Here is a 13392-nt window from a genome sequence, read left to right as displayed (position 1 = left end):
TTTCGTCGCCGTTAACCGCACTTGACGCGGAATCAGGCGTCATCGACACTCAACGCGACGATATACGCACTCCAAGGAGATCTCATGCCCACAACTGACGTCGTGGTCGTAGGAGCCGGCGTCACCGGCCTCACCGCGGCCACCCGCCTTCGCCGGGCCGGCCAGAACGTGGTGGTGCTGGAGGCCCGCGACCGCATCGGCGGGCGGCTGTGGACCGACGAGGTCGACGGCGTGCGCCTCGAACTCGGTGGGCAGTGGGTCTCCCCCGACCAGACCGCCCTGCTCGAGACCCTCGACGAACTCGGCCTGGAAACCTTCGCCCGCTACCGCGAGGGCGAGAGCGTCTACGTGGGCCGCGACGGCGTGCGCCGCACCTTCGCCGGCGCGAGCTTCCCGGTCTCCGCGCACACCGAGTCCGAGGTCGACCGGCTGACCGGGATTCTCGACAAGCTGACCGCCCAGATGGACCCCCTGCACCCGTGGGACATGCCGGGCGCCGCCGAGCTCGACCGGATCTCGTTCTCGAGCTGGCTCGAGCAGCAGAGCGACGACCCCGAGGCCCGCGACAACATCGCCCTCTACATCGGCCCGGCCATGCTGACCAAGCCGGCGCACTCGTTCTCGGCCCTGTCCGCGGTTCTGATGGCCGCCAGCGCAGGCAGTTTCACCCACCTGGTCGACGCCGACTTCATCCTCGACCGCCGGGTCAAGGGCGGCCTGCAGCAGGTCCCGCTGCGCCTGGCCGAGGAGCTGGGCGACGCGGTAATCACCGGAACCCCGGTGACGTCGATCGAGTACACCACCGAAGGCGTTCTGGTGAACGGCACCTGGCAGGCCCGGCGGGTCATCGTCGCCGTACCGCCCACCCTGGTCTCGCGGATCCAGTTCACGCCCAACCTGCCGCCGGTGCACATGCAGGCCCGCCAGCACACCTCGTTCGGCATCGTGATCAAACTGCACATCACGTACCCGACGCCGTTCTGGCGTGAAGACGGTCTTTCCGGAACCGCTTTCAGCCCGTATCAAGTGGTTCACGAGGCCTACGACAACACCAACCACGACGACACCCGGGGCACACTCGTCGGTTTCGCCTCGGACGAGAACGCCGACGCCCTTCTCGCCCTGTCGCCGGACGAGCGAAAGGCCCGCGTCCTGGACGTTCTCGCCACCTACTACGGCGAGAAGGCTCTGCACCCGTCGGCCTACTACGAGAGCCGCTGGATGGCCGAGGAGTGGACCGCGGGCGCCTACGCCGTCAGCTTCGACATCGGCGGCCTGACCCGTTACGGCGCCACCCTGCGTCAGCCGGTGGGACCGATCTCGTTCGGCACCTCGGACGTGGCCGGCCTCGGCTTCCAGCACGTCGACGGCGCGATCCGGATCGGCCGGATGCTCGCAGAGGCGCTGCTGTAGCCCGCTCCCACAGCGGAAAACGTCACCGAGGCCCGGGTTCTTCACGAACCCGGGCCTCTTCGTGTGTCCGGCGCATGACGAACACCCCCGGTGATCATGCCATTTCGCTCCTTTGGGGACGAAGTGGTCACCCCGGTGCGTCGCGAGCGTGATCGGGGCCTCATCCGCCAGGCTGTCCCCCGAATCCAGCGAGGCCCGTTTCCGCAGGTCACACGCGAAAACAGGCTGACGTGACGAGACCGCACTGCGAAACGCATCAATGAGAAACGCTTCTACGACGCGTTCCGACGTCCTGGTCCATGTCGCGACGGCCGGCATTCACGCACGATTAGGCATCTCGTAACGCCGGAGCCACACGGGAAGGACGGATCCACCGATGAGCATGGCTACCGCATCCACGCCGGCAACTGCCCCGGCATCAGCGCCCGGTGCAGTCGCCGGGAAGGGACCCAGGTCCCGGGAGAGCCTGTTCGGCTATCTCCTGCTGCTGCCCGCCGTCGCCGTGATCGTGCTGCTGGTGATCGTGCCCGTGGCCCTGATCGCCCGGGAGAGCTTCGCCCTGAGCGACCCGCTGCTCGGTGGCAACGTCGGCGGCTTCACCTGGGACAACTACACCAAGCTGCTCGACCCGGTCTACGCCAAGACGATGACCTACAGCCTGGCGATGGCCGCCCTGAACGCGGTGGTCTGCCTGGTCGTCGGCTACGCGGTCGCGTTCTACATCGCCACCCGGCCCGCCTCGCGCCAGCCGGTCCTGCTCATGCTGGTGATCATCCCGTTCCTCACCGACTTCCTGGTGCGCACCTTCGCCTGGATCACCCTGCTGGGACGCGGCGGCCCCTACGTGAAGATCGCGAATCTCCTCGGTATCGACGCCTCTTCGCTGGTGCCGTCGCAGTTCGCGGTGATCATGTCGCTGCTGTACGCGTTCCTGCCGGTGGCGGTGTTCCCGATCTACGCCTCGATGCGGGCCATCGACCCGTCGCTGCGCGAGGCCGCCGCCGACCTCGGGGCCGGCTGGTGGCAGACCCACCGCCGCGTCTACATCCCGCTCTCGGCCAGCGGTATCGGCTCGTCGGTGATGCTGACGTTCGTGCCCACGCTCGGCGTGTTCGTGATCCCGGTGCTGCTGGGCGGCGGAAAAGACCCGCTGGTGGGCAATCTCATCGTCACGCTGTTCACCGAGTTCCGCAACGAGCCGCTCGGCGCCGCGATGTCGATGGTGGTGCTCGTGCTGATGCTGCTCTCGGTCGCGGTGGTGGCCGGAGCGCTCCGCCTGCTCACGAACCGGAAGGCCGCCTGATGGACACCGCGATGGACCGCGTGGTCAGCTGGTTCGCCCGGCTGGTCTTCGTCTTCCTCTACATCCCGATCGTGGCGCTGGTCGTCTACAGCTTCAACGCCTCCGAGGTCAGCTACCGCTTCACCGGCCTCACCACTCACTGGTACGGCGAGTTGTTCCACGACGAGCGGCTTCTCGAGACCCTGCGCACCAGTGCCGTGGTCGGGCTGCTGGCCGGCCTGGCCGCCACCGCGATCGGCTTCCTCACCTCGTTCGCCCTGGTGCGGTTCCGGGTCAAGGGCCGCGCGTTCTTCCTGGGCGCCATCCTGATCCCGCTGATCGTGCCCGAGATCGTGCTCGGTGTCTCCCTTCTCAGCGTCTTCAGCAGTGCCGGCATCCCCAACGGCCTGCTCACCCTCGTGCTCGGGCACATCGTCATCACCCTGCCCCTGGCCACCCTGGTGCAGATGGGTGCGATGGCCGCGCTCGACCCGAGTCTGTCCGAGGCCGCGACCGACCTCGGCGCCACCGGCTGGATCACCTTCCGCCGGGTGCTCTTCCCGCTGCTGCGACCCAGCGTGCTGGCCGCGTTCCTGCTCAGCTTCACCACCTCGTTCTCGAACATCGTGATCTCGACGTTCACCTCCGGCGTCGGCACCACCACGCTCCCCCTGCGGATCTACTCCACCCTCAAGACCGGCCTCACCCCGGAGATGAATGCTCTCGGCACGCTTCTCGTGCTGTTCACCCTCCTGGTGATCCTCGTGGTCGGGGTCCAGCAGATGCGCCGGATCCTGGCCAGCACCAACTAGCTCCCGCCGTACCTCACTGCCCTGAGCGAAAGGTCCCCCTCTCATGAAGACCAAGGCATTCCTCACCACCGGCGTCGCCGTCACCTCCGTGCTCGCCCTCGCCGCCTGCGGTGGCGGCAGCTCGTCGGGCTCGGTGGCCGCGAGCGACTCCAACCCCGACGAGCTGGCCATCTACGCCTGGGCCGGTGAGATCCCGGACTCGGTGATCGACGGGTTCGAGAAGGAGACCGGGATCAAGGTCACCGTCGACACCTTCGACAGCAACGAGACGATGATCTCCAAGCTGGCGGCGGGCAACTCGGGCTACGACGTGGTCGAGCCCAGCCAGTACGCGGTGCAGCTGATGGTGCAGCGCAACCTGCTCGAGAAGATCGACAAGACCAAGCTCGAGGGCTTCGACAACCTGGCCACCAAGTTCCAGAACCCGAGCTTCGACCCGGACAACCAGTACAGCCTGCCCTGGGCCTGGGGCACCACCGGCATCCTCTACAACGAGGACTGCACCGGCGCCGAGGTGACCGGCTGGAAGGACCTGTGGGACAGCAAGTACAAGGGCAAGATGTACATGCTCGACAACATGCTGTCGGCGTACATCGCGGGCCTGCAGGTGCAGGGTCTGTCGGCGACCACCACGTCGCAGGCCGACATCGAGAAGGCCACCGACAAGATGCTCGAGCAGAAGCCCCTGCTCGCCGGTTACAACAGCGACAACTACGCCGACCTGGTGGGTTCCGGTGACGCCTGCATCGCCGAGGCCTACAGCGGCACCACCGCCGCGAAGGCCGTCGAGGCCAACGACAAGGTGCACTACATCATCCCGGAGGAGGGCGGCACCCTCTGGACCGACTCCTTCTCGATCGCGGCCGGCACCGACAACGCCTCCGGCGCCTACAAGTGGCTGAACTACACGCTGCGCCCCGAGGTCGCCGCCCTGGTCACCGACGACGCGTCGCTCGCCAGCACCAACCAGGCCGCCATGGCCAAGGTGAAAGACCAGTCACTGGTGGAGAACCCGGCCGTGTACGCGCCCGAGGAAGATCTCGCCAAGTCCGAGTTCATCGTCGACCCGGGTGAGGCCCTGCAGTACTTCCAGGACGGCTGGACCCGCGTCACCGCGTCCTGAAACACCTCTCACGACGGGAAGAGCAAACGATGACCCAGACGCCTGCAGTCCGGCTCCGCGGGATCACCAAGTCCTTCGGCAGCAACCTGGTGGTCGAGCCCCTCGACCTGGAGATCGGCCGTAACGAGTTCTTCAGCATCCTCGGCCCCTCCGGCTGCGGCAAGACCACGCTGATGCGGATGATCACCGGATTCGAGACCCCGAGCGGGGGTTCGGTGGAGCTGGACGGCAAGACCGTCGACCGGGTGCCCACCCGACTGCGGGATCTGAACATGCTCTTCCAGAGTTACGCGCTCTTCCCGCACCTGTCCGTGTACGAGAACGTCGCCTTCGAGCTCCGGGTGCGCAAGACCGGAAAGGCGGAACTCGACCGGCGGGTGCGGGAGGCGCTGGCCCTGGTGCGGCTGGAGGACTTCGCCGGGCGCAAGCCCACGGAGCTCTCCGGCGGCCAGCGGCAGCGGGTGGCCCTGGCTCGCGCCGTGGTCGGCCGGCCCGCCGTGGTGCTGCTCGACGAGCCCCTCGGCGCTCTCGACCAGAAGCTGCGCAAGGAGATGCAGTTCGAGCTCAAGCGCCTCCAGCGGGAGGTGGGCATCACGTTCATCTACGTGACCCACGACCAGGAGGAGGCGCTGACCATGAGCGACCGGATCGCGGTGATGAGCAAGGGCCGCGTGCTGCAGGTCGCCTCCCCCACCGAGATCTACGACGCGCCCAACTCCCGTTTCGTGGCCGGTTTCATCGGCAGCTGCAACCTGATCGAGGCCGTCGTCTCCACCGAGAACGGTGGACGCGTGGTCACGGTGCCCGGGTTGGGTCCCGTCCCGGCCCGGCCGGCCGACGAGGTGACGACCGGCTCCCCCGTGGTCGTCGCGGTGCGCCCGGAGCGGATGTCGCTGTCCGACCGGCCCTCCGAGGGGGCCTTCGCCGGCTCGGTCGCCGAACGCGTCTTCCTCGGCGACGAATGGACCTATCACGTCCGGGTCGGCGCCGGAACCGAGCTCACCGTCAGGGTTCCCAGCGGCACGATGTCCGCCGCCCTGGCCACGGTGCCCGACGGCGGCCAGGTCTGGGTCAGCTGGCCCGCCGACGCCGGCCGGGTCCTGCCCGCCGACGACACCACTCCCTCCCTGATCGGATCCCCGGCATGAGCAACCCCTCCCTTTCCGCAGCCGTCCTGCAGATGTCCGTCACCACCGAGGGGGCCGTCAACCGGGCGGTGATCACATCGCTGGTCGAGCAGGCGGCCGCGGCCGGGGCCCGGCTCGCGGTGCTGCCGGAGGAGGCGATGCTCGCCGCCGGCCTGATCACCGACGAACCGGTGGCCGACGTGGTGGCCCGGGAGTGGCCGCTGTTCGTCACCCTGCTGTCCGACCTGGCGATCCGGCACGACATCTGGCTCATCGCGGGCGGCTACGAGCCCTCCGGCCAGGACCGTCCCTACAACACGCTGGCCGTGCTGAACCCGCGCGGCGAGGTGGTGACGACCTACCGCAAGGTGCACCTGTACGACGCGTTCAGCTACCAGGAGTCGAAGTACGTGGTGCCCGGCCCCGACCTGCCGCCCGTGGTGATGGTCGAGGGTGTCGCGATCGGCCTGATCAACTGTTACGACATCCGTTTCCCGGAGCTGGCGCGCGACCTGGTCGACCGCGGGGCCGACGTGCTCAGCGTGTCGGCGGCCTGGGTCTCGGGCCCGGCCAAGGAAGACCACTGGACCACCCTGGTGCGCGCCCGGGCGATCGAGAACACCTGCTGGGTACTGGCTTCCGGCACCAGCTCACCGGACTGCATCGGTAACAGCCTGGCCGTGGACCCGCTCGGCGTGGTGCGGGCCGGGCTCGGGCCGGTGAAGACCGGGATCGGGCTGGTGCGGATCTCGCTCGACCGCACCGCGGAGGTGCGCGAGGCCCTGCCCGCCCTGGCCAACCGCCGCCTCGCGGTGCGGGTCGAGATCCCGGCCTGACGAACGTCCCCCATCTGCGAAGGAAAGCACCGCATGACTCTCACCATCGGCACCCCACCGCCGCCCCTCGCGTCCTCACTCGTGCAGAAGCTGGAGCGGGTCTCGTTCCCGACCATCGGGCACTACCTGGAGCAGGGCTTCGTGGAGCCCGCGATCCAGCGCCAGTGCGGCACGAAAAAGGTCGTCGGGCGGGCGATCACGGTGCGCCTGACGGCCCAGGACTCGACCGTTCTGCACCATGCGGCGGGTTACTGCGAGCCGGGCGACGTGTTCGTGATCGACATGGGCGGCGACACCCGGCACGCCCCGGTCGGTGAGGTGCTGGGTGAGATCCTGCACGCCCGAGGTGCTTCCGGCGTGATCATCGACGGCGTGATGACCGACATCGACGAGGTCGAGCCGCTCGGGCTCCCGGTGTACTCGCGCGGCCGCAGTGTTCTCACCACCAAGCTGCTGCACCTCGACGCCGGCGGTCTGCACGTGCCGGTCAGCATCGGCGGCGTGACGGTCAACCCCGGTGACGTGGTGCTGGGCGACCGCAACGGCGTCTTCATCGCCGCCCCGGCCGTTCTCGAGGGCATCGTCGACACCGCGCTGGCCGATGACGCCGAGGAGCCCGAGCTCGTGCAGCAGGTCCGGGACGGCGCCCGGCTGGGTGACCTGACCGGCGCCACCGCCGCGATCAACCAGATTCTGGAGGCCCGTCGATGAGTGTTCTGATCAAGGCCGCGATCAACGGCGGCCGTTCGTACGCCGAGAACCCCTCGGTGCCGATCACCCCGTCGGAGATCGCCAAGGCCGCGTTCGAGGCGGTTCGGGCGGGAGCCGACGTGGTGCACGCGCACGCCCGGACGGCCGACGGCGGGCAGACCATCCGTCCGGACGACATCGCGGCCATGGTGCGCGCGGTGAAGGCGGTGGACCCGACGATCGTGCTGGGGACCACGACCGGCCTGTGGACGTGCTCCGGCCATGCCGAGCGCATGCGCCTGCTGGACGGGTGGCACGCCGACGCCCGGCCCGACTTCGCCAGTGTGGCCTTCTGCGAGGAGGGGGCGGCCGAGGCGGCCGAACTGGTGCTGGCCAAGGGCATGGTGCTGGAGTCGGCGGTGTGGGACTACGGCGACGTGCCGGCCCTGCTCGCCTCGCCCACCCTGCACCAGAACGTCCGCATCCTGATCGAGCCCGAGGTCGAGGACGTGGACAAGGCGGTGCGGATGGCCCGCGAGATCGCCGCCCAGGTGCGGGAGGCGGGCGTCACCGCCCCGATCCTCTACCACGGCTACGAGGTCACGGCCTGGCCTCTGGTGCGGGCCGCGTTCGAGGACGGCTGCGAGACCCGGGTGGGTTACGAGGACATGCTGCGGCTCGAGGACGGCACCCCGGCACCCGACAACACCTCGATGGTGGAACTGGCCCGTTCCATCGAGAAAAGCATGGCCTGACAGGATGTGACGCATGGCGGTCGACGAGATCGACCGGCGCCTGGTCGAACTGCTCGGCGAGGACGGCCGGCGCACCTTCACCGAGATGGCCTCGGTGATCGGGGTGTCCGAGGCGACGGTGCGCGCCCGGGTGCAGCGGCTCACCGCCGACGGCACCCTGCGCATCGTCGCCCTCTGCAACCCGCTCACCCTGGGCCACCAGTCGGTGCGACTCCATCTCACCGTGCGCGGGCTCACCCCGCGCGCGGTGGCCCGCAGCCTGCTCGGGCTGCCCTCGATCGGCCACGTGGAGCTGATCGCGGGCTCGCACGACATCTACATCGAGGGCACCGCCCGGGATCTCGGCCAGCTGGCCGACCTGCTCGACGAACTGCGCCGCACCCCCGGGGTGGCCACGATCGATCAGTACGTGCTCACCCGGCTCTACAAGGACTACTCCTGGTCGGGTCTGCGGAACCCGGCCGGGGACAAGTCGACGGGTTCGGGGCTGGCCCCCGAGCCACCGCCGGCGCGAGGAGGTACCCGGTGACGGCGTGGGCCCACCGGGTGGCCCCGCAGTAGGTGGTCGTTCGAGGGCCGGCCCCTTCAGGCACCTGAGGTCGGGTGGGGTCGGGTGGGGCGGCTGACGGGGTCGCGGAAACCGGCCCACAGGTAGGTGTCTTTCATGATCTCGAGCGTGGTGGCCGTCTCGATGGTCTCGATCCCGGGGACACGCCGGACCTTTTCGGACAGGAACGCCGAAAGTTCCTGATGGCTCTCGAAACGCACGTCGACGATCAGGTCGAAGCTCCCGATGCACGAGCCCACGTACTTCACCTCGGGCATCTCCGAGAGGGCGGTCGCCACGCTGGCGAGCGTGGCGCCCCGCACCCGGATCGACAGGTGTGCCTCGAGATAGCCCATCTTGGGCGCATTGGGCATGCCGACCACCTGCACGATGCCGAGACTCAGCAGGCGCTTGTAGCGGGTGCGCACGCTGCCCTCGGAAAGCCCGACGTAGCGCCCGATCTCACCGAACGAACGGCGGCCGTCGATGCGCAGCTGATCGATGATCTTGCGGTCGATCACGTCGACGGCCTCGATGTCCATGACGGTGATGCTACGACGCGATCCCGAGAAGCCGCTCGAGGAGCCAGGGACCGACCGGGTCGTCGATGCCGGTGACGACGTCGAGCGCCGGGTGCTCCTCGCTCGGCTCCACCGCGGCCGTGCGACCGCGGGTGGCGCCGGTGCCGGTGTCGACGGCGATGCCGGTCGAACGCACGGTGGAGGCGGTGACGTCACCCGCCGCCAGCATCGTGGCCATCGGGTCGTGCAGCGCCGAGACCCGGTTGCCGTAGCGCTTCTCGTGGAAACCCAGGTAGCAGTCGAGCATCCCGGCCAGCGACCGGTGGAAGGTGGTTCCCCGCGCGGCGAGGGCGTCCTGGGCGGTGACGTCGAGGACGTGCGTCATGGTGACGTCGAGCGGCACCAGGGTGAGCGGCCAGCCGGCGGTCAGCGCGATGTGCGCGGCCTCGGCGTCGTTGCCGATGTTGGCCTCGGCGTGCGGGGTGATGTTGCCGGGACACCAGACCGCGCCACCCATGACGGTGACGTGCCCGACCAGCTGAGGCAGCTCCGGCTCGAGTTCGAGCGCCAGCGCCAGGTTGGTGAGCGGGCCGACGGCCACCAGGTGCAGGGTGCCCTGGTGCGCGCGGGCCGAGCGAACGATGTGCTCCGCACCGGAGAACGACTCCGGGCCCCGGGCCGCGGCGGGCAGGTCGACGTCGCCGATGCCGTTGCGGCCGTGCACCTCGGGCGCCCCACCGGCGTAGGTCCCGGCCAGCGGGTCGTGGGCGCCGACGGACACCGGGACGTCGCCGCGGCCCCCCAGGGCCAGCAGGTCGAGCGTGTTGCGGGCGGCCCGGGCGGCGTCGATGTTGCCGCTGACCGTGCTGATGCCGACCAGGTCGAGGCTCGGGTTCGAGATCAGGTGACCGAGCGCCAGGGAGTCGTCGATCCCGGTGTCGCAGTCGAAGTGGATCGGCAGGCTGGACACAGGTGACTCCCCGAGGATCTGGTGAAACGAACGGCCGGTCACCCTATCCCAGCCGGATCGGCGTGGTCCGGATCCCGCCAGTCATCGACCGGTTTCCGCAACCACCCATCGCTTCGGGGCGAGCGGCCGATCTTGGGACAAACCAATGAAGGCCTGGCCGCTGATTTCTCAGGGGCCAGGCCTCAATCTTGGTAGCGGGGACAGGATTTGAACCTGCGACCTCTGGGTTATGAGCCCAGCGAGCTACCGAACTGCTCCACCCCGCGTCGTTGGTTCAACTGTAGGCCAGTCGCCCCCGAAAGGCGAATCGGTACGGCGGATCCACTGGACGCCGCCCGGCCCCGGGCGGGGAACCGGGCAGGGAACCGGGCGGGGAACCGGGCAGGGAACCGGGCGGGGAACCGGGCGCAAAACGCAGCATTCCGGCTCTCGAGGAGAGCCGGAATGCTGGCACATGTAGCGGGGACAGGATTTGAACCTGCGACCTCTGGGTTATGAGCCCAGCGAGCTACCGAGCTGCTCCACCCCGCGTCGGTAGCCCAACCATATGCCACGGCATCGGCAGAACACCAATCGAGGAGCGGAACTCACCCGGCGGCCCCTCGGATCAGGCGGCGCTGCAGGTCAGCGTCGGCGTGGCCGTGGCCCCGTCGACCTGCATGCCGAACTGCGTGGTGCCGTTCGCGTTCACCGAGCCGTTGTAGCCCAGGCTGGTCGCGGCCACCTTCGTGCCGGTCTGGACGGAGCTGGCGTTCCAGCTCGAGGTGACCTTCTGGCCGGCCGGCCAGGTCCAGTCGACCTTCCAGTTCTTCGTGGCGCTGCCGCCGGTGTTCTTCACCGTGACCTCACCGATGAAGCCGGAGCCCCACGACTGCGAGACCCGGTACGTCGCGGTGCACTTGGCCGTGCCGGTCCCCGTACCCGTACTCGGTTCGGTCGTGGTGGGAACCGCCGTCGTGGGGGCGGCCGTCGGCGTCACCGGCGCGAGGGTGGGCGCCGCGCTCGTCTCGACCGGGGTGGAACCGGAACCACCCTCGGTCACCGCGAAACCGGAGATTCCGAGGCCCTTTCCACCGCTCCACGGCTCGAACCCGGCCTGGATGCTGGTGAGGTACCAGGAATCCTTGGCGTAGCCGCGCTGCACGGCGTCGTCGTAGAAGTCCGTCACCTTGAAGTCGACCGACGCGGCGGCCGAGGTGCGCACGTACGAGATGACGTTCCAGCCGCTGTTGCCGTACCAGACGTCCCAGGTGCCGCCGGCGGTGGTGACCGTGCCGACCTTGGAACCGACCGGCGAGGCGCCGCCGTTGTGGTTGGCCCAGACCATCAGCTCGGCGCCGGTGTTCTGACCGTCCTTGCGCGCGGTCGGGTCGAACCAGATGTCGTACGAGGCGTTCCAGACGCCACCGGACACGTACTTCAGCGACGACTTCGAGCCCAGCCCGTCGAACGCGGTGGTGTCGGCCCGGATCGGCTCGAAGCCGTTGGTGCAGTTGTTGTAGTGGCAGCCCCACACCAGCGACGGGTAGGCGGTCGGGGCGCCACCGGAGTTGACGCCGTCCTGCTGGGTGATGGTGAACCCGTCGTCGGTGACGTCGATGCACTGCCTGGCGCTGGTGCCCCAGACGTTGTTCTGCACGATGTATTCGCCACCCTGGACCTTGGTGGACGCGTACTGGTCGCAGAGCGTGGTGTTGACGGCCGAGGCGGGGGCGGACAGGGCGATGCCACCCCCGACGACGGCCGCCACCAGGGCACTGGCGGCAAGTGCGATGCGAGCCTTCATGAAGACGGTTTCTCTTTCCGGTGTCAGGGCACGCGGCGTCGAAAGCCACGATCGGACGGTTACGCCTGTCCAGTTGCCGCTCCGTGGCCAGAAGTTGCCCGCGGGATTGGATTTAGGGTCGATTTAGCGAACTGGCTTGGTGGACGCGGGTTTCCGCGTTGTTCCTGCGGCCATCGGGGTGCGTGAGGACGTGGTGGTGACCTGAGCGAGAAAGGTGCAGATCAGGCGTCCGGTTCGGGTTTGCGATAGACCAGCATCTCCACGACGGATACGGAGATCAGCACGTGAACGAGTCGGTCCTCGACGACCCGGTGGGCGAGTCCCTGCGCGGGGCGCACTCCCACCTCGCACGGCGTCACGGCACGGCCCTGCGCTACCCCGACGACGTCTCGACCTTCGTGGCGGTTCCGGTGAACCCGCGCCCGCAGGACTGGGACGACCTGGCCGGACTGCTCGGCGGCGGCGGTTTCGCCGACCTCTTCAGCGCGGAGGCCACTCCCCCGGACGGCTGGCCGCCGGAGTTCGACCTCGACGGCTTCCAGATGATCGGCACCGCCGCCCACTACGCCACGTACCCCGACGTGCTCACCCTGGGCCCGGCCGACGTTCCGGACATGCTCGCCCTGGTCGAGCAGAACCAGCCCGGGCCGTTCTGGGCGCGCACCATCGCGATGGGGACCTACGTCGGCATCCGCGACACCGAGGGGCGGCTGGTCGCGATGGCGGGCGAGCGCCTGCACCCGCCGGGCTGGATCGAGATCAGCGCGGTGTGCACGGCCCCCGAGGCACGGGGGAAGGGCTGTGCGACCCGGCTCGTCAGCGAGACCGCCGCCCGCATCGTGAGCCGGGGCGAGCGTCCGCTGATCCACGTCGCCGCCGCCAACCGCACCGCGCAGGCGATCTACTCGAAACTCGGGTTCGAGACCCGCCGCGAGGTGACGTTCCGCGGGTTCAAGGTGCCCACGGACTGAGTGCGGCCTGCTCGTGAGTTTCAGTTAGGCTGATACCCATGAGCCTGCGTCACTATCTGCGCCGCCCGCCGACCGTGACCGCGGCCGAGGCCATCCGCCTCGTCGCCGAGGAGAACGCGCTCGTGGTCGACGTGCGCCGCGACTTCGAGTGGCGTCGGGTGCACATCCCCGGTGCGGTGCACATGCCGCTCGAGCAGTTGCCCACCCGCTGCCTCGAGCTGCCCGAGGACCGGCTGCTCATCGCGTTCTGCACCGGTGGCCTGCGCTCGGCCGGGGCCGCGAACCTGCTCATGGAGAACGGCTTCGAAGCCGTGAACATGAGCCGGGGGCTGATCGACTGGCGCTCGGCCGGCGGGCCACTGAGCAACTGACCCCTGGACGGGTGGTGAGACCGCGCGTCCGCCATCAGGTTTGGCGTCAAACGACGAAATCCCCCACCAATGGTGAGGGATTTCGTATCGCGGCGATCCGCTTTTTGTAGCGGGGACAGGATTTGAACCTGCGACCTCTGGGTTATGAGCCCAGCGAGCTACCGAGCTGCTCCACCCCGCGGCGATGG

At 68.8% G+C, this 13392-nt stretch carries 14 protein-coding genes and 3 tRNA genes; 11 read left to right on the top strand and 6 right to left on the bottom strand.

The genetic code is table 11. The features are described from left to right. The first annotated feature begins 60 nt into the window (after positions 1–60). The 9 genes from J2S57_RS15810 (at position 61) to J2S57_RS15770 (ending at position 8567) form a co-directional block, all read left to right on the top strand. Positions 61–1413 carry a flavin monoamine oxidase family protein gene (locus J2S57_RS15810; RefSeq protein ID WP_370882655.1) on the top strand — a complete coding sequence of 451 codons (1353 nt, stop codon included), beginning with the start codon at positions 61–63 and terminating at the stop codon, positions 1411–1413. A 376-nt stretch (positions 1414–1789) separates the two neighbouring features. Continuing rightward, positions 1790–2716 carry an ABC transporter permease gene (locus J2S57_RS15805; protein WP_307243399.1) on the top strand — a complete coding sequence of 309 codons (927 nt, stop codon included), beginning with the start codon at positions 1790–1792 and terminating at the stop codon, positions 2714–2716. Beyond that, complete coding sequence (locus tag J2S57_RS15800) at positions 2716–3507, top strand: ABC transporter permease (protein ID WP_307243396.1); 792 nt, start codon at positions 2716–2718, stop codon at positions 3505–3507. Before J2S57_RS15805 ends, J2S57_RS15800 begins: the two co-directional genes overlap by 1 nt. A gap of 43 nt (positions 3508–3550) precedes the next feature. Then, entirely contained in the window at positions 3551–4630 is a 1080-nt protein-coding gene (locus J2S57_RS15795) for an ABC transporter substrate-binding protein (RefSeq protein WP_307243393.1), read from the top strand. A 29-nt stretch (positions 4631–4659) separates the two neighbouring features. Then, a complete protein-coding gene (locus J2S57_RS15790) occupies positions 4660–5778 on the top strand; it encodes an ABC transporter ATP-binding protein (RefSeq protein WP_307243391.1) in 1119 nt (372 codons plus the stop codon). Then, a complete protein-coding gene (locus J2S57_RS15785) occupies positions 5775–6593 on the top strand; it encodes a carbon-nitrogen hydrolase family protein (RefSeq protein ID WP_307243390.1) in 819 nt (272 codons plus the stop codon). The genes J2S57_RS15790 and J2S57_RS15785 overlap by 4 nt, the downstream gene beginning before the upstream one ends. A gap of 33 nt (positions 6594–6626) precedes the next feature. Then, complete coding sequence (locus tag J2S57_RS15780) at positions 6627–7304, top strand: RraA family protein (RefSeq protein WP_307243387.1); 678 nt, start codon at positions 6627–6629, stop codon at positions 7302–7304. After that, on the top strand, positions 7301–8038 hold the full coding sequence (locus tag J2S57_RS15775) for a 3-keto-5-aminohexanoate cleavage protein (protein ID WP_307243385.1): 738 nt from the start codon (positions 7301–7303) through the stop codon (positions 8036–8038). Before J2S57_RS15780 ends, J2S57_RS15775 begins: the two co-directional genes overlap by 4 nt. Before the next feature lie 13 nt (positions 8039–8051). Then, a complete protein-coding gene (locus J2S57_RS15770) occupies positions 8052–8567 on the top strand; it encodes an Lrp/AsnC family transcriptional regulator (RefSeq protein ID WP_307243383.1) in 516 nt (171 codons plus the stop codon). Positions 8568–8623: 56 nt separating this feature from the next. On the opposite strand, the gene J2S57_RS15765 is transcribed toward J2S57_RS15770, so the two are convergent. The 5 genes from J2S57_RS15765 to J2S57_RS15745 form a co-directional block, all read right to left on the bottom strand. Beyond that, positions 8624–9127, bottom strand: coding sequence for an Lrp/AsnC family transcriptional regulator (locus tag J2S57_RS15765; protein ID WP_307243381.1), 504 nt, complete (start codon positions 9125–9127; stop codon positions 8624–8626). A 10-nt stretch (positions 9128–9137) separates the two neighbouring features. Then, positions 9138–10076 carry a nucleoside hydrolase gene (locus J2S57_RS15760; RefSeq protein WP_307243379.1) on the bottom strand — a complete coding sequence of 313 codons (939 nt, stop codon included), beginning with the start codon at positions 10074–10076 and terminating at the stop codon, positions 9138–9140. Positions 10077–10265: 189 nt separating this feature from the next. After that, positions 10266–10342: transfer RNA gene (locus J2S57_RS15755), tRNA-Met, on the bottom strand. Positions 10343–10533: 191 nt separating this feature from the next. Continuing rightward, a tRNA-Met gene (locus J2S57_RS15750) sits at positions 10534–10607 on the bottom strand. A 76-nt stretch (positions 10608–10683) separates the two neighbouring features. Beyond that, entirely contained in the window at positions 10684–11862 is a 1179-nt protein-coding gene (locus J2S57_RS15745; RefSeq protein ID WP_307243378.1) for a GH12 family glycosyl hydrolase domain-containing protein, read from the bottom strand. Positions 11863–12146: 284 nt separating this feature from the next. Between J2S57_RS15745 and J2S57_RS15740 the strand changes: the two genes are divergently transcribed. Both J2S57_RS15740 and J2S57_RS15735 read left to right on the top strand, forming a co-directional pair. Further along, positions 12147–12833 (top strand): GNAT family N-acetyltransferase, encoded by a 687-nt coding sequence (locus J2S57_RS15740; protein ID WP_307243376.1) that lies wholly within the window; start codon positions 12147–12149, stop codon positions 12831–12833. Between the two features lie 38 nt (positions 12834–12871). Then, positions 12872–13204, top strand: coding sequence for a rhodanese-like domain-containing protein (locus tag J2S57_RS15735; RefSeq protein WP_307243373.1), 333 nt, complete (start codon positions 12872–12874; stop codon positions 13202–13204). Positions 13205–13311: 107 nt separating this feature from the next. Here J2S57_RS15735 and J2S57_RS15730 read toward each other — a convergent pair. Beyond that, positions 13312–13385 (bottom strand) — tRNA-Met (locus J2S57_RS15730). Positions 13386–13392: the final 7 nt, after the last annotated feature.

The sequence above is a fragment of the Kineosporia succinea genome (genome assembly GCF_030811555.1).
GTDB classification, from domain to species: domain Bacteria; phylum Actinomycetota; class Actinomycetes; order Actinomycetales; family Kineosporiaceae; genus Kineosporia; species Kineosporia succinea.
This window is presented reverse-complemented; position numbering and strand designations above follow the sequence as displayed.

Coding starts and splice junctions, on each gene's coding strand:
- J2S57_RS15800 (WP_307243396.1), top strand. CDS start 2,716: ATGGACACCGCGATGGACCGCGTGGTCAGCTGGTTCGCCCGGCTGGTC.
- J2S57_RS15795 (WP_307243393.1), top strand. CDS start 3,551: ATGAAGACCAAGGCATTCCTCACCACCGGCGTCGCCGTCACCTCCGTG.
- J2S57_RS15765 (WP_307243381.1), bottom strand. CDS start 9,127: ATGGACATCGAGGCCGTCGACGTGATCGACCGCAAGATCATCGATCAG.
- J2S57_RS15805 (WP_307243399.1), top strand. CDS start 1,790: ATGAGCATGGCTACCGCATCCACGCCGGCAACTGCCCCGGCATCAGCG.
- J2S57_RS15775 (WP_307243385.1), top strand. CDS start 7,301: ATGAGTGTTCTGATCAAGGCCGCGATCAACGGCGGCCGTTCGTACGCC.
- J2S57_RS15745 (WP_307243378.1), bottom strand. CDS start 11,862: ATGAAGGCTCGCATCGCACTTGCCGCCAGTGCCCTGGTGGCGGCCGTC.
- J2S57_RS15770 (WP_307243383.1), top strand. CDS start 8,052: ATGGCGGTCGACGAGATCGACCGGCGCCTGGTCGAACTGCTCGGCGAG.
- J2S57_RS15735 (WP_307243373.1), top strand. CDS start 12,872: ATGAGCCTGCGTCACTATCTGCGCCGCCCGCCGACCGTGACCGCGGCC.
- J2S57_RS15785 (WP_307243390.1), top strand. CDS start 5,775: ATGAGCAACCCCTCCCTTTCCGCAGCCGTCCTGCAGATGTCCGTCACC.
- J2S57_RS15790 (WP_307243391.1), top strand. CDS start 4,660: ATGACCCAGACGCCTGCAGTCCGGCTCCGCGGGATCACCAAGTCCTTC.
- J2S57_RS15780 (WP_307243387.1), top strand. CDS start 6,627: ATGACTCTCACCATCGGCACCCCACCGCCGCCCCTCGCGTCCTCACTC.